The sequence below is a fragment of the Bradyrhizobium arachidis genome (assembly GCF_024758505.1).
GTDB classification, from domain to species: domain Bacteria; phylum Pseudomonadota; class Alphaproteobacteria; order Rhizobiales; family Xanthobacteraceae; genus Bradyrhizobium; species Bradyrhizobium manausense_C.
In genome coordinates this window covers 4227709-4245268 of the sequence record NZ_CP077970.1, presented here as the reverse complement: position 1 = coordinate 4245268, position 17560 = coordinate 4227709, and the positions used below count along the sequence as shown (strand labels likewise).

Here is a 17560-nt window from a genome sequence, read left to right as displayed (position 1 = left end):
CTATCTGCCGAATAGACCTGCATCGAGGACCGAGTTTGCCGACCGTGCCGCATGACGCCTTCTGGGCCTGGAGCATCATTCTGCCTGCGACCGCAGGCGTCCTCATCCGCCCGTTTCGCCTGCCCGAGGCGATCTGGGCGCTCTTGGGCGCGGCCGCGCTGGTGCTGTTCGGTTTCCTGACGTGGCGCGAGGCGCTCACCGGCGTCGAGAAGGGCGTCGACGTCTATCTCTTCCTGATCGGCATGATGTTGATCGCCGAGCTCGCCCGGCTCGAGGGCCTGTTCGACTATCTCGCAGCGCTTGCGGTCGAACATTCGCATGGATCACCGCAGCGGCTGTTCCTCTTGATCTACATCGTCGGCACGCTGGTCACCGTACTACTGTCGAACGACGCCACCGCAATCGTGCTGACCCCGGCCGTCTATGCCGCCACGCGAGCGGCGGGTGCAAAGCCGCTGCCCTATCTCTTCGTCTGCGCCTTCATTGCCAATGCCGCGAGTTTTGTGCTGCCGATCTCCAACCCGGCGAACCTCGTGGTGTTCGGCTCGCGCATGCCGCATCTGACCGAATGGCTGCGCCAGTTCGCCCTGCCCTCAATCGCCGCGATCGTGCTGACCTATGTGGTGCTGCGCCTGACCCAGCACCGCGCGCTGAAGGAAGAGACCATCGCGCGAAAAGTGCCGCATCCAAAGCTCAGCCGCGGTGGCAAGCTGACCGCGATCGGGATTGTCGCGATCGGCATCGTGCTGGTCACGGCTTCGGCGCTGGACAAGCAACTGGGCCTGCCGACCTTCATCTGCGGTGTGGTCACGACCGCGCTCGTTCTGCTGCTCAGCCGGCAGTCGCCGATGCCTGTGCTGAAGCACGTCTCCTGGAGCGTGCTGCCACTGGTCGGCGGCCTCTTCGTGATGGTGGAAGCACTGGTCAAGACCGGCGTGATCGGCCATCTCAGCGCGCTCTTGCATGAGGCCGTCGGCCAATCGGCGCCGAAGGCGGCCTGGAGCGTCGGCATCGCCACCGCACTTGCCACCAACATCGCCAACAATTTGCCGGTCGGCCTCGTCGCCGGCTCGATCGTATCAGCCGATCACCTGCCGGTATCCGTCGTCAGCGCCATCCTGATCGGCGTCGATCTCGGGCCGAACCTCTCGATTACCGGCTCGCTTGCGACGATCCTTTGGCTGGTCGCGCTTCGCCGCGAGAAGATCGAGGTCGGCGCCTGGCCGTTCCTCAAGCTCGGCCTTTTGGTCACGCCGCCTGCCCTGATCGCGGCGCTCGCGGCCGCGATCAGGTAGGTCTAACTTCAATCGTTCTCGTAGCCGTAGACTTCCGGCAGGATGAAGATCGCGGCGAGCAACCCGATCAGCGGGAAGATCGCGACGAACAGTGTCGCATTGGCCTGCCCGATCGCTGCGAACAGCGACGGGAACAGGAAGATCGCCAGGAACGCCGGCAGCTTGACGAACATGTAGGCAAAACCGCTGGCCGTGCCACGATATTGCGGCCGGGCCACCATGGTCGGGATAGTCATGCAGTTCGACGCGTCCCAATAATGGCCCCACAGCATGCCGGCGGCGGCGAGCGGCAACAGCACCTTGTTGTCGGTGTAGAGCGCGAAGGCCGCGACCAGCAGCGACACCAGCACGATCGCGAAGCCCGCAATCGCGATGCCGCGATGGCCGATCTTCGGCGTCAAGAGCGGTCCGACCCAGCCCGAGAGCGCCGCGAAGGAGAACAGCGCCATCGTCACCAGATTGTTGCCGAGCACCGAGGAGACGCCAACCATGGCGAACAGCACCGGCAGATAGAAGGCGAAGGTGGAGAACTCGCTGGCCTGGGCGAAGCAGGCGATCCAACCATAGACCGTCGCGCGCCAGCGGATCGGATCCTTCCGCAAGTCGGCGAGGAAGGCCATAGTATTGGTCTTGGGCAGCACGACGTCTTGGTTCGGCAGCATGTCGAGATTGTCGTTGAACATCTCGCGGGCCACCTGCTTGGCTTCGCGGAAACGCCCCTTCTGCACCAGCCACACCGCAGTCTCCGGCACGTCGTGCCGCATCACCAGGATGATCAGCGCAGGCAGCGCGCCGAGGCCGAGCGTCACGCGCCACAGCGTCTCGTGGTTGATGTTGACGAGCAGGAACAGCACGATGACGCCGACGGTCAGGACTTCGCCGACCGCGAACATGAACTGCCAGCGATTACCCATGACCTCGCGCTCGCCCTTGGCCATGGATTCCATGATGTAGGTGTAGCCGGTCGAAATGTCGCTGCCGAGGGGTATGCCGAGCAGGAAGCGGATCACGACGAGCCAGCCGACCCCGGGCACGAAGGCCTGCGCCAGTGCCAGAATGATGAACAGCACCATCGTCACCAAAAACATCACGCGGCGGCCGATCTTGTCGGAGAGCCAGCCGCCGATCAGCGCGCCGATCAAGGCGCCGCCCTGCGTACCGGCCGCGGCGAGGCCGAGCATCAGCGGATCGGGGTTGTACTGCTCGCGGATGAAGATCAGCACGAAGGCGATGGAATAGAGATCCCAGGCCTCGACCAGGATCGAGGCCATCATCAGCCAGCCGACCTTGTTGCCCTTCGGACTGTAGTTGGTGATGAGGTAGCGCACCGCGCTGTCGATCGCGGTCTGTTGCGGCACGGCCATTGTTTGCATTCCCGTTCCTCCCTGTCCCTTGTTGCTTGTTGATCAGGCGCCGAGCAGCGGCTCGATGCTGCAATCCAGGAGGCGCGGATCGATCCCCGCCTCCATCCCCTCGAACATCGAGTCCATGAAGTCGATCAGCGCGTCGCTGGCCTTGACGGCGCGATCGACGCGGCGATTGGCAACCGCGTTGAGAATGGCGAGATGGCTGTCGATGGTGCCGGACAAATCGCCCTGCCCCGGCATGCAGCGATGATGGATGAAGCCGATCCGGCGATAGAGCGTGTGCAGCGGCCGCAGCGTGTGCGCTAGGAACGGCTCGCCCGCCGCCTCCAGGATCAGCGCGTCGATGCGGCGGTCGATCTGGTTGAATTCGTCGAGCGTGAGGCTCGCGCGCCGCTCCTTCAAGAGACGCTCGATATGCAGCGCCTGGTTCCGGTGCGAAAGGCTGGCGCGGTCGGCGGCGAGCCGGATGACAAAACGCTCCATGTCGCGGCGCAGGCCCAGCAGCATGCGCTCACGCGCCAGATCGATCGGCGCGATCTGCAAGCCATGGCGCGGGCGGATGATGATGAGCGTGTCGGCGGCGAGCGTGTTCACCGCATGATGCACCGGCGTGCGGCCGAAACCGGTGAGATGCTGAAGCTCCAGCATGGTCAGGAACTGACCGGGCTTGAGCTCGCAATTGACGAGGAGATCCTCGATCTTCTGATAGGCAAGCTGAAAGAAATTGACGCGATTGCGCCGGCTGGGCCTGCCCTCACCATCGGGCTGCACCACCTCGAGCGCGCGTTTGCGGCGCACCATGTCTTCCTCCCTGTCGGCCCGCTTGTCCCTGTCCGGGCCGAGTCTCATTTGTGACCTTCATAAAACATGTTGTGATATATTACAAGCGGCGTTAAGACTGCCCTTGCCCGACGGCCCGCAAAGTGGCCGTTCGGAACCAATAACAATAGAGGCGCCGTCAACGCGGCCGCCGGGAGGATATCGCGGTGAAGATCACCTCAATCGAAACCCTGCGCACGGAAGAGTTCGCCAACGTCATCTGGGTGCGGGTGCACACCGATACTGGCGTCATCGGCCTCGGCGAGACCTTCTATGGTGCAGGCGCCGTCGAGGCGCAGATCCACGACACCTTTGCCGGCCGCCTCATCGGCCGCAATCCCCTGCATATCGAGGCGATCCACCGCGACATGCTCAATCTGCCGATGGCGCAGTCCTCCACCGGCGTTGAATATCGCGCGGCCTCTGCCATCGATATCGCGTTGTGGGATTTGTTCGGCAAAGTCTGCGGCCAGCCGGTGCACCAGATGCTCGGCGGCCTCTGCCGCGACAAGCAGCGCATCTACAACACCTGCGCCGGCACCAAATATGTCCGCTCGACCAATATCAGCCCGGTCGCGAACTGGAATCTCGGGGCTACCCAGGGCCAGTACGAAGACCTCGACGCCTTCATGACCCGCGCCGACGCGCTCGCCGAAAGCCTTCTGGAGAGCGGCATCTCGGCGATGAAGATCTGGCCGTTCGATCCGGCGGCGCAGGAGAACAAGGGCCTGTTCATCACGGCCGCCCAGATGAAGCAGGCGATCGAGCCGTTCGAAAAGATTCGCAAGGCCGTCGGCGACAAAATGGAGATCATGGTCGAACTCCACTCGCTCTGGAACCTGCCGACTGCGAAACAGATCGCGCGTGCGCTGGAACCCTACAAGCCGACCTGGTACGAGGATCCGATCCGGATGAACTCACCGCAGGCGCTCGCCGAATACGCACGCTCGACCGACGTCTGGGTCTGCGCCAGCGAGACGCTGGGCTCGCGCTTCCCCTACAAGGACATGCTGGATCGCGACGCCATGCATGTGGTGATGGCGGATTTGTGCTGGACTGGCGGCCTGACCGAGGGCCGCAAGATCGCGGCAATGGCCGAGACCTATCACCGCCCCTTTGCCCCGCACGACTGCATCGGCCCGGTCGGCTTCATCGCCGCCATCCACATGTCGTTCAGCCAGCCCAACACGCTGATCCAGGAATCGGTACGCGCGTTCTACAAGGGCTGGTACAATGAGCTCGTCACCACCATGCCCGTGATCAGGGACGGCTATGTCTATCCGATGGAAGGTCCCGGGCTCGGCGTCGATCTGCTCCCTGCGGTATTCGATCGCAGCGATCTCACCGTGCGCCGCACCAACGCATAAGGACCCGCCATGAGCACTGCCCTCTTCGATCTCTCCGGCCGCACCGCGCTCGTGACCGGCTCCTCTCGCGGCCTCGGCCGCGCCATTGCCGAAGGCATGGCGAAAGCCGGCGCAAGACTGATCATCAACGGCGTCGATCCGAAGCGCGTGGAGACGGCAGTCGCCGAGTTTCGCGCCGCCGGGCATCAGGCCGAAGGCGCCGCCTTCAACGTTACCGACGAACCCGCGATCGTCGCCGCCTTCGAGCGCTTCGACCGCGAGGGCATCGCGGTCGACATCCTCGTCAACAATGCCGGCATCCAGCACCGCAAGCCGCTGGTCGAGTTCACCACCGACGAATGGCGCAAGGTGATCGAGACGGATCTGACCAGCGCTTTCGTGATCGGTCGCGAGGCGGCCAAGCGTATGATCCCGCGCAAGCACGGCAAGATCATCAATATCGGCTCGCTCGGCAGCGAGTTGGCCCGCCCGACGATTGCTCCCTACACCGCGGCGAAGGGCGGCATCAAGAATCTGACCCGCTCGATGGCCGTCGAATGGGCGCAGTATGGACTTCAGGCCAACGCGATCGGCCCCGGTTACATGCTGACCGACATGAACGAAGCGCTGATGTCCAATCCTGAGTTCAACAACTGGCTGATGGGCCGCATCCCCTCCAAGCGCTGGGGCAAGCCGGATGAACTGGTGGGCGCGGCGATCTTCCTCGCCTCCGATGCCGCGACCTATGTCAACGGCCAGATCATCTATGTCGACGGCGGCATGATGGCCGCGATGTAATCGCGCCCTGCCCCGCACAACTTATCAAGGAGTTGAGCCCATGCGCGCCGTCGTCATTCACGCGCCAAAAGATCTCCGGATCGACAATTTTCCCGATCCGCTACCCGCTTCCGGCGAAGTCCGCGTCAAGATCGCCAATGGCGGCATCTGCGGCTCGGATCTGCACTATTATCACCATGGCGGCTTCGGCACGGTGCGGATCCAGCAGCCGATGGCGCTGGGCCACGAGATCGCGGGCGTCGTCGCCGCTGTCGGCGACGGCGTCGCGCATCTGAAACCGGGCACGCGCGTCGCGGTCAACCCGAGCAAGCCGTGCGGGCAGTGCCTGCACTGCCAGGAGGGCATGCGCAACCAGTGCCTGGACATGCGCTTCATGGGCAGTGCGATGCGCAATCCTCATGTGCAGGGCGGGTTTCGCGAATATGTCACGGTCGATGCCGCGCAGGCGATCCCGATCGCGGAGAGACTGTCACTGGCCGAGGCCGCGGTGGCCGAGCCGCTCGCCGTCTGCCTTCACGCCGGCAAGCAGGCCGGCCCCCTCCTCGGCAAGCGCGTGCTGATCACCGGCTGTGGCCCGATCGGGGCGCTGATGATCCTGGTGTCGCGCTTTGGTGGTGCCGCCGAGATCGTGGTGACCGATGTCGCCGATGCCCCACTCTCGGTCGCCAAGACACTCGGCGCCAGCCATGCGGTCAATGTCGCGTCGAACGCCCCTGCGCTCGATCCCTGGCGCGCCGGCAAGGGCGTGTTCGACACGTTGTTCGAGGCGTCCGGCAGCCAGGCCGCGCTGCGCACCGCGCTCGACCTGTTGCGGCCGGGCGCGACCATCGTGCAGCTTGGCCTCGGCGGCGAGATGACGTTGCCGATCAACAGCATCGTCGCCAAGGAGCTGCAACTGCGCGGCACCTTCCGCTTCGATCCCGAGTTCGAGCTGGCGCTGCGCCTGATGGGCGAAGGCCTGATCGACGTCAAACCGCTGATCACGGCCGCGATGCCGTTCGAGAACGCGGTCGCCGCCTTCGAACTCGCCAGCGACCGCTCGAAATCGATGAAGGTGCAGCTGACGTTCTGAGGCGCTAGCGCCTTCACTCCTGCGCGATCACCGAATCCAGCCACGCGCAGTTCATGGGTGGCACGCGCGGGTCTGGCACGCGGACGCCGCGTGCCGCCGCATCGAGACGCATGTCGCGCATACGCTTGCGCTGCTCTTCGGGCATATGGAGCCGCTCATGGCCCCATAGCGACGGGCCGTCGAAGGTCTCATGCGGCTGCCAGGTCGCGGGATCGATCACGCGTCCGCCCCAGCCATACTCGATGAAGAAGCCGGACGGCGTGTTCACGTAGAACGAGGTCATGTGGTCGTTGGTGTGGCGCCCCAGCGTATAGGCGATGCGATCATCGTCCATCTGCGCGAGGTCATAGCCCTGGCCGACATCGTCAAGACTTCCGAGCTCGACCATGAAATGGTGCATCGCTTTCCGCCCCGAGCCGACCATCGCAAAACTGTGGTGGCGTCCGTTGACGTGGAAGAAGTAGAGCCCGTAAGGTTTTAGCCCGAAATCGGAGACGTGGAAGCCGAGCACATCGCGGTAGAACGGCAGCAGCACCTCGACGTTCTCGACGTTCAGCACGACGTGCCCCATGCCGAGCGCGCCGGTGCGAAAGCCGGAGATCGGCCGTCCCGGCTTGAACGGTTCGGTCGCGAGCGCCGGCTTGCAAAATGCTTCGAGGCGATTGCCTGCGGGGTCCGCGAACGCGATCAGCTCGGTCACGTGACGCTCGTCGGCCAGCGCGCGCGATCCCCGCGTCACTTTCACACGGTGACCCTCCAGCCGAGCAGCGAGACGATTGAGCTCGGCGGTGCTCTGCACCTCCCAGCCCATCACCGCAAGGCCGGCGTCACTGCCGCCATCCACGATCAGGCGCTGCCTGCGATCGTCCATGCGGAATGCACGCATCTGGCCGCCACGATCGACCTGTTGCATGCCAAGCAACCCGGTCGCCATCCGGCTCCACTGCTCGAGTTGCGACGATGCGATGCCGATATAGCCGAGCGCGGTGATTTCCATGCACATCCTCCCAAGGCATCGCATCCGCCGTTACGCGGATTTGATACCGGCGCCGCGCGGCCCTACACTGGACCATTGCAGTCGCTTCGCGTTCGCGAGTGACGATAACCGCGGTGCGAGGTGGCACAAGGGAGGAATTTGGAGTGTCCAAGGAGCGGACGCAGTCCGGGCGGCCCAGGCAATCCGAGGGCGTCCGCGCCTTCAAGCGGGGCCTCGACGTGCTGCGCGAGGTCAACCGCTCCGGCGGCATCCGTGCCGGCGACGTCGCGCGCCAGCTCGACCTCCCCCGCCCCACCGTCTATCGCCTGCTCGAGACGCTCGAGGAACTCGGCTATGTCGCGCGCAGCGCCAGCGACGACCGCTTTCGCGTCACGCGGCACGCTCTCGGCCTCGGTGACGGCTACGACCCCGGCGTCGTGATCTGCCAGGCGGCCGCACCCTATCTTGCCGAACTCAGCAAGACGCTGGTCTGGCCGGTCGATCTCTCGACATACGAGAACGCGGCGATGGTGGTCCAGGAGACCACCCATTCGCGCAGCCCGCTGTCGATCGACCGCGGCATGATCGGCAAACGCCTGCCGATGCTGCGGACCTCAGCAGGGCGCGCCTATCTCGCCGCCTGCCCGCCGCGCGAACGCGAGATGATTGTCAATCATCTGCGCCGGATCGACGAGGCCGATGATCGCCCCTTCCTCGACGGCGAACGCCTCACGCGCATGATCGCCGAGACCGCGAAGCGCGGCTACGCCGTCCGCAGCGAAGGCGAATACAATCCCAAGACCGCCTCGATCGCGGTCCCGATCGTCCGCGACGAAGTCGTGTTCGGCTGCATCTCCATCATCTGGATCCGCTCGGCGCTGACCCTCGACGAGGCGGTCACACAATATGTCGCGCCGCTGCGCGAGGCCGCCGCCGCGATTCCGGTCGCGTGACCTCCTTGCGTCCGCTGGGCGGACACTTGGCGCGGCGCCGTTGAAGGCGTGACCTGCCTGGGGAAGAGATAGCCCCATGCAAGATAAATCCGCCTCCCCGGACTACGACGTTGTGATCGTCGGGCGCGGCCCCGTCGGGGCCACGCTCGCCAATCTGCTGGGCCTGTGCGGCGTGCGAACGCTGGTGCTGGAACGCGAAGCGCGAGCCTATCATCTGCCGCGCGCGGTGCACTTCGACGACGAATGCATGCGCGTGTTCCAGACCATCGGGCTCGCCGACGACATTCTGCCCCAGGTCATTCTGAGCCCCGGGATGCTGTTCAAGGACGCCGCGGGTCGGCTGATCCTGGACTGGTCGCGGCCGCAGACGCCCACGGCGATGGGCTGGCATCTCAGCTACCGCTTTCACCAGCCCGATCTGGAAGAGATCCTCATTGGCGGCCTGCGGCGCTGGTCGCATGTCGAGCTGCGCAACCGTTGTGAAGTGTTTGCGCTCGATCAGGACGAGAGCGGCGTTCGCGTACGCTACGAGGATTTGTCCAGCGGAGGGCTCACCGAGATCCGCGCGACCTATGTGATCGGCTGCGACGGCGCCCGTTCGCTGGTCCGCCGTTTCATCGGCTCCGGCATGGACGATCTCGGCTTTCACGAGCGCTGGCTGGTCATCGATGCGCTGCTGAAGCGCGATCGGGCCGACCTCGGCGACTACAGCATCCAGCATTGCGATCCACAGCGGCCGGCAACCTATGTGCGCGGCACCGGCAACCGTCGCCGCTGGGAGATCACGGTCCATCCGGACGAGGACAGCAATGCGGTCACGCAGCCCGCAAAAATGTGGGAGCTGCTGTCAAAGTGGATCACGCCTGACGACGCCGACCTCGAGCGTGCCGCCGTCTACACGTTCCATTCGGTGATCGCGCAAGCGTGGCGCAATGGACGGCTGCTGCTCGCCGGCGACTCCGCGCACCAGACCCCGCCGTTCCTCGGACAGGGCATGTGCGCGGGAATCCGCGATGCTGCCAACCTCGCCTGGAAGCTCCGCGACGTGCTGCAAGGGCGCGCCGACGCCGGCCTCCTCGACACCTACCAAAGCGAGCGTTGCCCGCATGTGCGCGAGTTCATCGAGCTCGCGATTCGGCTCGGCGGCGTCATCAACACCAGGGACATCGAGGCCGGACTTGCCGCAGGCGAAGCGCGCAAGGACGCGCCGGTCAAGCTGGAGGTGAGAAAGCCCCTGCTCGGTCCCGGGCTCGGGATCGGCGATCTCCCGATGGCGGGACAGCTCGCGCCGCAGTTCATGCTCACCGACGGCCGGCGCAGCGACGATCGCACCGGGTACAACAATGTCCTCCTCGTCGCAGCAGCCGCATCGCTCTCCACGCCCGTCCAGTCCGCACTCGCACAAGCCGGCATCGCGGTCCTGACGAGCGCGGACGCCGAAGAACTCGGGCGCTGGCTGAGCGAGCACGGCCTCAAGGCCGCGCTTGTCCGCCCCGACCGCTACATCCGCGGCGCTGCGCGCAACGATGCTGAGTTCGACCAGCTCATCGCTGCCGCCGCGCCATCAACCCGTGTGCCGTCCGCGGCCTGACCGTTCTCAAACTTTCCAGGGATTCTCATGAAGCTCATCTCTTTCGTCGTCGACGGCCGCCCCTCCTTCGGCGCGGTCAAGGACAATGGCGTTGTCGATCTCGGCGCGCGCCTGCGCTTGGAGGGATGTGCGACACTACGGCAGTTCCTGGAAGCCGGCCGGCTTCCGGACGCTGCGCGGCTGACAGCCTCCGCGCGACCCGACCACACCCTCGACAAGATCGCCTTCGCGCCCGTCATCCCCGATCCCGAAAAAATCATCTGCGTCGGCCTCAACTATCGCGACCACGTCGCGGAGACCGGCCGCACCGTCACGGAGAAGCCGGCGCTGTTCGCCCGCTTCGCCTGCAGCCAGGTCGGACACTTGCAGCCGATCGTGAAGCCGAAAGTGAGCGACGATTTCGACTATGAGGGCGAGCTTGCGCTGGTGATCGGCAAGGCCGGCCGGCATATCCAGGCGAGCCGCGCGCTCGACCATGTCGCGGGCTATGCCTGCTACAACGAAGGCAGCATCCGCGACTGGCAGCGCCACACCAGCCAGTTCCTCTCCGGCAAGACCTTTGCCGAGAGCGGAAGCTTTGGCCCGTGGCTGGTGACGACGGACGAGATTCCCGATCCGTCAAAACTGACGCTGCAGACGCGGCTGAACGGCACGGTCGTGCAGAACACCACCACCGATCTTTTGGTCACTGCAATTCCCGAATTGATCGCCTACATCTCGACGATCTGCCCGCTCGTCCCCGGCGACGTCATCGTCACGGGCACGCCCGGCGGCGTCGGCGCCAAGCGCACGCCGCCCCTGTGGATGCGGCCGGGCGACACCGTCGAGGTCGAGATCTCCGGCATCGGCGTCCTCCGCAACACCGTGGTCGCCGGGCAAGCGTAACCGCACGCGCCTCAACGATCCCAAAACACAAAATCAGGAAACGACATGGGCATCCACCACACCTCATCCGCCGCCGCGTTGCTATTCGCTCTCATTCTCGCCGGGCCTGCGCAGGCCGATATCAAGGGCGACGCCATCCGCATCGGTGTCCTCACCGACATGAACGGCGTATTCGCGACCGCCATGGGGCCGGGTTCGGTCGAGGCGGCGCGGATGGCGGCGGAAGAGTTCGGCGGCAAGATCAACGGCAAGCCGATCGAGATTTTGCAGGCCGACCACCAGAACAAGCCTGATCTTGCCGCCTCGCTCGCCCGCAAATGGTTCAGCGACGGCGTCCAGGCCATCGCGGACGGCGGCAGCTCGGGTGCTGCGCTCGCGGTGCAGGAGCTCGTCCGCGGCAACGGCAAGATCTTCCTCATCTCGGGCGCCGGCGCCAATCAGCTCACCGACGATGCCTGCGCGCCGACCAGCGTGCAGTGGACCCAGGACGCCTATTCGACCGCGACCGCGGTGGTGTCGGGCATCATGCAGACGTCCAAGGAGCCGTGGTTCTTCATCACCGGCGACTACGCCTTCGGCCATTCGATCGAGGCGACCGCGCGCTCGCGCATCAGTGAACTCGGCGGCAGGGTCGCCGGCAGCGTGAAGGCGCAGCTCGGCACGCCCGACTACAGCTCTTTCCTGCTGCAGGCGCAGGCCTCGGGCGCGAAGGTCCTGGCGCTCAACGTCGCCGGCGACAACGCCACCGCCATCAAGCAGGCGGAGGAGTTTGGCCTGGCGGCCCAGGGCATGAAGATCGTGCCGATGTCGTTCCAGAACGTCGACATTCACGCCGTCGGGCTCAAGGCGACCCGCGGCGACCTGATTGTCACCTCCTTCTTCGAGGACGTGTCACCGGCCGCCCGCCGCTTCTCCGATGCGTTCCATGCGCGCCGCCAGGCCATGCCCTCGCAGATCCAGGCCGGCGTCTATTCTGCCGTGCGCCATTATTTGCAGGCTGTGAAGGACGCCGACTCCGACGACAGTGCGACCGTCATGGCCAGGATGAAGGCGACGCCGGTCTCTGATGCCTACACGCCGAACGGCAAGATTCGTGAGGACCAGCGCATGGTGCACGACCTCTATCTGGTGCAGGTCAAGACGCCGGAGGAATCAAAAGGGCCGTGGGACTTTGTCAAGCTCGTCGCCACCATCCCGCCCGACCAGGCCTTTCGTCCGCTCGACCGCAGCAAGTGCGGCCTGGTCGGCAAATAGCTAGCGCTGCGCCTCGACGAGGACGTCGCTCACCAACCGCACGGCGCCGCGCTTCCAGGAATAGTCGGCGCCCATGCGAAGCCCGCTGTCGCCGCGCGAGACGACGGCGCCGGTTTTGGCGTCGCGGACCTGGAATCCAAGCGTGTACTCGGTGCGGCTGACCCGCCGCACCACGCCGATCAGCGTTTGGTCGGCGCCGAGCTCGCGGGCGATGGTGGCTTCGCACCCACCGCAGTCGCGGAGCTTGCGCGCCTTGGCAGCTTCCGTGCCGACGCCGCCGACATCCACCATGCGGTAGCGGCCGGATTGCGCGAGGAGATCGCGCACGCCCGCCGTTGCTTCTGCCAGATAGGTCGCGTCTGACGGCGCCAGGCCGCTCGATGGCGCAGCCGTCGTATCCTCCAGCTCAAAATCGAACACCGCGAGCGCGACCGGCGCTGGCGCGAGCGCCTTGTCCAGGGTCGCGCGGATCTCGCGGGAGACGAACGCCTCGGCATGGTCCCACGCCTCGTCGGTGTCGCCGCGGAAGGTGTAGAGCCGTTCCAGCACGATCTTTTTGGCAGTGGCGTCGATCACGACCGCCTTCGCCCACTGCACCAGCGTGCTCGTCTTCTGCACGCCGCCGATGATTTTGAATTTTGCGTCGGCCTGCATGGCCGGAACCGGCTGGTAACGGCCGTCTGCGGCAAGATCCTTCCGCAACGCAACCATGAACGCCTTGAGGCGCTTCTCATGCGCCGCGGTTTGGTCTGCCGGCTCGGCCGACGTATCGGTGAAACTGAAGTCGTCAACGGCAACGCTGATGGGCTGGGCGCCTGCCTTCGGGACAAGGGCGAGAAGGATCAGGACCGGCAGGATCAGGCGACGCATGAGGGCCTCAAAGCTGGGACAGGCCAGCAACCTACGCCATGGGCTCTTGTGCCCGCAGCCGCCGCTATCCCGGCATGGGCCGGGAAAATTTCACGATTTTGGCCTTCCCGGCCGGGCCGCGCTTTCCGCCATGTCGCTTCTGCCGTTAAATGGCAGCCGACCATGCCTTGCGAGGTGCGCCGCGATGTGGAACCGATCCGACCTGAAGGTCCGCCTGACGCTGCGCGTGGCGGCCGTCGTGGCGCTGTGCTTCGCCGCCATCTCAGCCTATTTCCTGATCGACGCCGACCGCGCGGTCCATGCACGGATCGACGCCATCGCCGACCTCACCGCCAAGACGCTGGAGCTGCAGCGGGGAAAGATCCAGTGGGCGAGCAATCCCCGTAACAACTTTCCCGACCTCGACAGTGTCGAGGCCGTGATGACGCCCGGCCTGTGCCTGGCCTTTCGCGCTGCCAATGGCGAGATGCAGCAGCGCTTCTGCGGCGGTGCACCCGGGGGCGCCAGTGAGCCGCCGCGGGCCTTTGTCGCCTTCTACCGCACGCTGTTCGATCCCGGCCGCGAGGCGGTGCGTCCCGTGACCTCCCGCGGCGCACGGCTCGGCGACGCCGTCGTCTGGGTCGATCCTGCCGTGCTGACGGCCGAGGCCTGGCATGATGCAGGCCGCCTGATGGCGGCGCTGGCGCTCGCGCTGCCATTGTTGTGCATCCTGGTCTACGCGGCGCTGGCGCGCGCGTTGCGGCCGACCCAACTGGTCCGGGCCGGGCTGGAGCGGATCGCCGCCAACGATCTCTCGGCGCGGCTGCCGCCGTTCGACCTCGCAGAACTGTCTGCGATCCGCGGCGTCTTCAATCACCTTGCCGAAAGCCTCGAGGCCGCGCTTGCCGCGCGCAGCGAGCTCACGCGAAAACTGATCGCGCTCCAGGACGAGGAGCGCCGGCATCTGGCGCGCGAGCTGCACGACGAGTTCGGCCAATCGCTCGCCGCCATCCGCGCGCTCGCCGCATCAGCCCGCCAGACCGCGGCGCAGGACTGTCCCACGCTGCTGCCCGAATGCGACGGCATTGCGCGCACCGCGACCGGCATGGCGGAGACGCTGCGGGGCACGCTGTTCCGCCTGCGTCCGCCCGATGTCGAGGAGCTCGGCCTGGTGGGAAGCCTCGATGGCCTGGTCGCAGGGTGGAACGGACGCAGCCGCGGACAGACCCGTTTCGAGATCGCCTTCTCCGGCAGTTTTGAGCATCTCGCCCCCGCGGTCAGCGCCAATATCTATCGCATCGTGCAGGAGGCGCTGACCAACGCCGCCAAGCACGCCGGCGCCACACGGGTCACTCTGCAAGTGACTATGCTGGATGGCGACATCAATCTCGTCGTCGCCGACGACGGCCGGCCGAACGAGTCGGCGATCAGGAGCGGCATGGGCCTGCTCGGCATGCGCGAGCGCGTCGCCGCGCTCGGCGGCCGCCTCAGCTTCGATGCAAACCCCGAGCGCGGTTGCGCCTTGCGCGTGCTCATTCCAGCAGCCACGCCGCATCAACCCGCCGCGCTGGAGCACGCGGCATGAGCGAGAGCGGCTGGGGCATTTTGCTGGTCGACGATCACGCGGTCGTCCGCGAGGGCTATCGCTCCGTGCTCCAGAAGCAACCGGGCTTGCGCGTCGTCGCCGAAGCCTCCGACGGTGCCGAGGCCTACCGGCAGTTCAAGGCGGTCAACCCCGATCTCGTCATCATGGATCTGAGCATGCCCGGCATCGGCGGTATCGAGGCGGTCAGGCGCATCAGGCAATGGGACAAGACGGCAAAGATCCTGGTCTTCACCATGCATGAGAACGCGGGCTTCGCGGTGCAAGCGATCCGCGCCGGCGCAAGGGGCTATGTCACCAAGACCAGCCCGCCGGAAACGCTGGTTCGCGCCGTGATGGACGTGCTCGCCGGCAAGATCGCGATCAGCCCCGACATCGACCACGAACTGGCATTGAGCCGGCTCGCCGGCGAATCGTCCGCCGCCGATGTGCTCACGCCGCGTGAATTCGAGGTGATGCGCCTGCTGCTCGCTGAGCGCACCACCGAGGAGATCGCCGAGACCTTGCACGTCAGCCCGAAGACGGTGGCGAATTTGCATTCGCTGATCAAGGACAAGCTCGGCGTCGGCTCCGACATCGAGCTGGTACGGCTCGCGCTGCGCCAGGGAATCCTGACCGAAGTCGATCTCGGCGAGGCCTGAGTGCTCAGGTCAAATAGCGCGCGAGGTACTCCGGCATGGCGTAGAAGGCACAGAGCGCCAGACTCGACCACACCGCCAGGCTGAAATAGAGCGCCATCCAGGCCAACTCCCCCTTCCAATGCGCGACGTCGTGGGTCACGACCCAGCGCGTGCTGACGTCATGCAGCCCCTCGAGCAGGCCGAGGAGCCGGCCGCCCTCGCCATGCCCGGCCCGCCAGCGGCTCAGATACATCGGGACGTCGACGGTGATAAGGAAGGCGAGATAGCAGGCAATCCCAACGACACCGGCAACGAGGCCCCAGCGCACCGGACCGGAAAATTCCGGCACGAGGCGAACGAGCGCGACGCCGACCAGGAAGAACACGACCGCCCACAGCGAATTCTCGATCGCGTTGTAGAGATAGTTCGTCGTCACCACCGCATACCAGGAGAAGCACTCCGCAATGATGATCACGGGCACGATCACCCAGGCGATATTGACGGCGGTGTCCGCATTCGCCATGCCGCCGAGCTGATAGAGGATGATCGCCCATTGCGCGGCGAAGCAGACTTCGGCGACGGTCGCGACCGAGCGTCCGACGAACACGCTCGACAGCCAAGTGTCGAACAGGCAGATGCGCTGCACGTCGGCGCGCGGCAGGAACGAGCGGAACGCGCAGCCGAACACATAGGCCGCACAGAGCAGCAGCATCAGCCCGGTTCCGGACGGCGCAGAGACATTCCCAACCGGCGTTTCGTAGAACGCGCGATACAGCATGAACCAGACGAGAATGTTGACGTTGCTGACAAGCGTCAGCGAACCCCACCACCAGGCCAGGGGATTGGTTCGTGCCTGCCATCGCAACATGCTTCTCGCTCCGTCGTAGTCAAACTGACATTGAACGGTAGCAATTCTGTCACACAACTGAAGCGAATCGCGACAAAAAAATGCGTGAGCGGGCGAACTTCGCCCGCTGTCATAATTCATCTCCTGTCACAATTGCCGGTGGCGACTGTCACAATTCATCCAGAGCCGTACCACTCAGCGTTTGGCCATCACGTAGACCGCCAGCTTGTCGAGCGTCTGATTGCCATATTCAACGGCACCAAATCCGATCACCGCCTCGCGCTGTGCCGCAGTCGGGTGCAATTGCCGCAGCGTCAAGACGGTCTTGCCGTCGCTCTGGCTGTCGAACGTGATGGTCGTCCGGAACATGCCGGGATCATCGTCCTTGTCCGAACCATGATCGATCTCGATGAGCCGCGGCTTCTCGATGCGGCGAAACTGCATGCGGTTCGGATATAGCGTGCCATCAGGCGCGATCATGTCGAAACGCCAGCACCCGCCGACGCGCACGTCGATCTCCTTGGTCTCGATCTTGAAGCCCGCCGGACCGAACCAGTGCGGCAGATGTTTGGGGTCGGTCCACGCCTCGAACACGAGATCGCGCGGCGCGTCGATCACGCGCGACAGCACGACCTCGCGATCGAGCGACCATTGCGACAGCGCTGGGTTGGCAGAACTGGTCATCACTTACGCCTTTCCTTTTTTTGATGCAGACGGCCGTTTGACAGCCGGCTTCTCCGTCTTCTCTTTCTTCAACTTCATGACATAGGCCTCGAACCGGTCGAGCCGCGCCTCCCAGATCGCGCGCTGATGCTGCAGCCAGTCCTCGGCCCCGACCATCGCCTCCGGCCGCAGCCGGCAGGTGCGGACACGGCCCGCCTTCTCCGATTGGACGAGGCCGCTCATTTCGAGCACGTGGATGTGCTTCATGAAGCTCGGCAGCGCCATGTCGAAGGGATCGGCGAGCTCGCCGACCGACGCCTCGCCGTCGCAAAGCCGCATCACGATCGCCCGCCGTGTCGGGTCGGCCAGCGCTGCGAAGATCCGGTCGAGCTGGATTTGATTGTTAGCCATACAGCTAACTATAAGCGGACCGTCGCCCGTGTCAACATCTGTTAGCTGATTAGCTAAGTGATGCTTTCCCGGGCAATTGCGAGCGAGCGAAACGAAGACGCAAATACCTGGGATTGTGGCCGGCCGATCACAGCCAACGCGTCGGCGATTATGGCTTAATCGCGCCGCACGAATCTTGCCGCGGGGCCGCGCCGGCCCCCTGCACCACCCT

Annotated in this window: 17 protein-coding genes; 10 read left to right on the top strand and 7 right to left on the bottom strand. The window is 65.2% G+C overall.

Going from position 1 to position 17560, the window contains the following annotated elements; genetic code table 11:
• Positions 1 to 44: 44 nt before the first annotated feature.
• A complete protein-coding gene (locus KUF59_RS19450; protein WP_212460231.1) occupies positions 45 to 1295 on the top strand; it encodes an arsenic transporter in 1251 nt (416 codons plus the stop codon).
• A gap of 8 nt (positions 1296 to 1303) precedes the next feature.
• Here KUF59_RS19450 and KUF59_RS19445 read toward each other — a convergent pair whose 3' ends face one another.
• Both KUF59_RS19445 and KUF59_RS19440 read right to left on the bottom strand, forming a co-directional pair.
• Positions 1304 to 2668, bottom strand: coding sequence for an MFS transporter (locus KUF59_RS19445; protein ID WP_212460114.1), 1365 nt, complete (start codon positions 2666 to 2668; stop codon positions 1304 to 1306).
• Positions 2669 to 2701: 33 nt separating this feature from the next.
• Positions 2702 to 3463 (bottom strand): GntR family transcriptional regulator, encoded by a 762-nt coding sequence (locus KUF59_RS19440; protein WP_212460232.1) that lies wholly within the window; start codon positions 3461 to 3463, stop codon positions 2702 to 2704.
• 185 nt (positions 3464 to 3648) lie between these two features.
• On the opposite strand from KUF59_RS19440, the gene KUF59_RS19435 reads away from it, so the two are divergent.
• Genes KUF59_RS19435 through KUF59_RS19425 form a run of 3 tightly spaced genes read left to right on the top strand, consistent with a single transcriptional unit; the run spans position 3649 to position 6697 of the window.
• Positions 3649 to 4848: a mandelate racemase/muconate lactonizing enzyme family protein gene (locus KUF59_RS19435; protein ID WP_212460115.1), complete on the top strand. Its 1200-nt coding sequence runs from the start codon at positions 3649 to 3651 to the stop codon at positions 4846 to 4848.
• Between the two features lie 9 nt (positions 4849 to 4857).
• Complete coding sequence (locus tag KUF59_RS19430) at positions 4858 to 5625, top strand: SDR family oxidoreductase (protein WP_212460116.1); 768 nt, start codon at positions 4858 to 4860, stop codon at positions 5623 to 5625.
• Positions 5626 to 5665: 40 nt separating this feature from the next.
• On the top strand, positions 5666 to 6697 hold the full coding sequence (locus KUF59_RS19425; RefSeq protein WP_212460117.1) for an L-idonate 5-dehydrogenase: 1032 nt from the start codon (positions 5666 to 5668) through the stop codon (positions 6695 to 6697).
• Between the two features lie 13 nt (positions 6698 to 6710).
• Here KUF59_RS19425 and KUF59_RS19420 read toward each other — a convergent pair whose 3' ends face one another.
• A complete protein-coding gene (locus tag KUF59_RS19420) occupies positions 6711 to 7694 on the bottom strand; it encodes a VOC family protein (protein WP_212460118.1) in 984 nt (327 codons plus the stop codon).
• 143 nt (positions 7695 to 7837) lie between these two features.
• On the opposite strand from KUF59_RS19420, the gene KUF59_RS19415 reads away from it, so the two are divergent.
• The 4 genes from KUF59_RS19415 (at position 7838) to KUF59_RS19400 (ending at position 12356) form a co-directional block, all read left to right on the top strand.
• Positions 7838 to 8626: a DNA-binding transcriptional regulator gene (locus tag KUF59_RS19415; RefSeq protein ID WP_212460119.1), complete on the top strand. Its 789-nt coding sequence runs from the start codon at positions 7838 to 7840 to the stop codon at positions 8624 to 8626.
• A 76-nt stretch (positions 8627 to 8702) separates the two neighbouring features.
• Entirely contained in the window at positions 8703 to 10217 is a 1515-nt protein-coding gene (gene mhpA / locus KUF59_RS19410; RefSeq protein WP_212460120.1) for a bifunctional 3-(3-hydroxy-phenyl)propionate/3-hydroxycinnamic acid hydroxylase MhpA, read from the top strand.
• A gap of 27 nt (positions 10218 to 10244) precedes the next feature.
• The gene (locus tag KUF59_RS19405; protein WP_212460121.1) at positions 10245 to 11102 is read left to right on the top strand and encodes a fumarylacetoacetate hydrolase family protein; all 858 of its coding nucleotides are present in this window, start codon (positions 10245 to 10247) and stop codon (positions 11100 to 11102) included.
• 45 nt (positions 11103 to 11147) lie between these two features.
• Positions 11148 to 12356, top strand: a complete 1209-nt coding sequence (locus KUF59_RS19400; RefSeq protein WP_212460122.1) for an ABC transporter substrate-binding protein — start codon at positions 11148 to 11150, stop codon at positions 12354 to 12356.
• Here the strand turns inward: KUF59_RS19400 and KUF59_RS19395 are convergent, their stop codons facing one another.
• Positions 12357 to 13226, bottom strand: a complete 870-nt coding sequence (locus KUF59_RS19395) for a DUF3280 domain-containing protein (protein WP_212460123.1) — start codon at positions 13224 to 13226, stop codon at positions 12357 to 12359. It lies immediately after the preceding gene.
• A 184-nt stretch (positions 13227 to 13410) separates the two neighbouring features.
• Between KUF59_RS19395 and KUF59_RS19390 the strand changes: the two genes are divergently transcribed.
• Positions 13411 to 14790 carry a sensor histidine kinase gene (locus KUF59_RS19390; RefSeq protein ID WP_212460124.1) on the top strand — a complete coding sequence of 460 codons (1380 nt, stop codon included), beginning with the start codon at positions 13411 to 13413 and terminating at the stop codon, positions 14788 to 14790.
• Positions 14787 to 15449: a response regulator gene (locus tag KUF59_RS19385; protein WP_212460125.1), complete on the top strand. Its 663-nt coding sequence runs from the start codon at positions 14787 to 14789 to the stop codon at positions 15447 to 15449. Before KUF59_RS19390 ends, KUF59_RS19385 begins: the two co-directional genes overlap by 4 nt.
• Before the next feature lie 4 nt (positions 15450 to 15453).
• Here the strand turns inward: KUF59_RS19385 and KUF59_RS19380 are convergent, their stop codons facing one another.
• The 3 genes from KUF59_RS19380 to KUF59_RS19370 form a co-directional block, all read right to left on the bottom strand.
• Positions 15454 to 16296, bottom strand: a complete 843-nt coding sequence (locus tag KUF59_RS19380; RefSeq protein ID WP_212460126.1) for a hypothetical protein — start codon at positions 16294 to 16296, stop codon at positions 15454 to 15456.
• A gap of 174 nt (positions 16297 to 16470) precedes the next feature.
• The gene (locus KUF59_RS19375; protein WP_212460127.1) at positions 16471 to 16959 is read right to left on the bottom strand and encodes an SRPBCC family protein; all 489 of its coding nucleotides are present in this window, start codon (positions 16957 to 16959) and stop codon (positions 16471 to 16473) included.
• A gap of 3 nt (positions 16960 to 16962) precedes the next feature.
• Positions 16963 to 17349, bottom strand: a complete 387-nt coding sequence (locus KUF59_RS19370; protein ID WP_212460128.1) for an ArsR/SmtB family transcription factor — start codon at positions 17347 to 17349, stop codon at positions 16963 to 16965.
• Between the last annotated feature and the right edge of the window lie 211 nt (positions 17350 to 17560).

Coding starts and splice junctions, on each gene's coding strand:
- KUF59_RS19445 (WP_212460114.1), bottom strand. CDS start 2,668: ATGCAAACAATGGCCGTGCCGCAACAGACCGCGATCGACAGCGCGGTG.
- KUF59_RS19440 (WP_212460232.1), bottom strand. CDS start 3,463: ATGGTGCGCCGCAAACGCGCGCTCGAGGTGGTGCAGCCCGATGGTGAG.
- KUF59_RS19430 (WP_212460116.1), top strand. CDS start 4,858: ATGAGCACTGCCCTCTTCGATCTCTCCGGCCGCACCGCGCTCGTGACC.
- KUF59_RS19425 (WP_212460117.1), top strand. CDS start 5,666: ATGCGCGCCGTCGTCATTCACGCGCCAAAAGATCTCCGGATCGACAAT.
- KUF59_RS19420 (WP_212460118.1), bottom strand. CDS start 7,694: ATGGAAATCACCGCGCTCGGCTATATCGGCATCGCATCGTCGCAACTC.
- mhpA (WP_212460120.1), top strand. CDS start 8,703: ATGCAAGATAAATCCGCCTCCCCGGACTACGACGTTGTGATCGTCGGG.
- KUF59_RS19405 (WP_212460121.1), top strand. CDS start 10,245: ATGAAGCTCATCTCTTTCGTCGTCGACGGCCGCCCCTCCTTCGGCGCG.
- KUF59_RS19400 (WP_212460122.1), top strand. CDS start 11,148: ATGGGCATCCACCACACCTCATCCGCCGCCGCGTTGCTATTCGCTCTC.
- KUF59_RS19395 (WP_212460123.1), bottom strand. CDS start 13,226: ATGCGTCGCCTGATCCTGCCGGTCCTGATCCTTCTCGCCCTTGTCCCG.
- KUF59_RS19390 (WP_212460124.1), top strand. CDS start 13,411: ATGTGGAACCGATCCGACCTGAAGGTCCGCCTGACGCTGCGCGTGGCG.
- KUF59_RS19385 (WP_212460125.1), top strand. CDS start 14,787: ATGAGCGAGAGCGGCTGGGGCATTTTGCTGGTCGACGATCACGCGGTC.
- KUF59_RS19380 (WP_212460126.1), bottom strand. CDS start 16,296: ATGTTGCGATGGCAGGCACGAACCAATCCCCTGGCCTGGTGGTGGGGT.
- KUF59_RS19375 (WP_212460127.1), bottom strand. CDS start 16,959: ATGACCAGTTCTGCCAACCCAGCGCTGTCGCAATGGTCGCTCGATCGC.
- KUF59_RS19370 (WP_212460128.1), bottom strand. CDS start 17,349: ATGGCTAACAATCAAATCCAGCTCGACCGGATCTTCGCAGCGCTGGCC.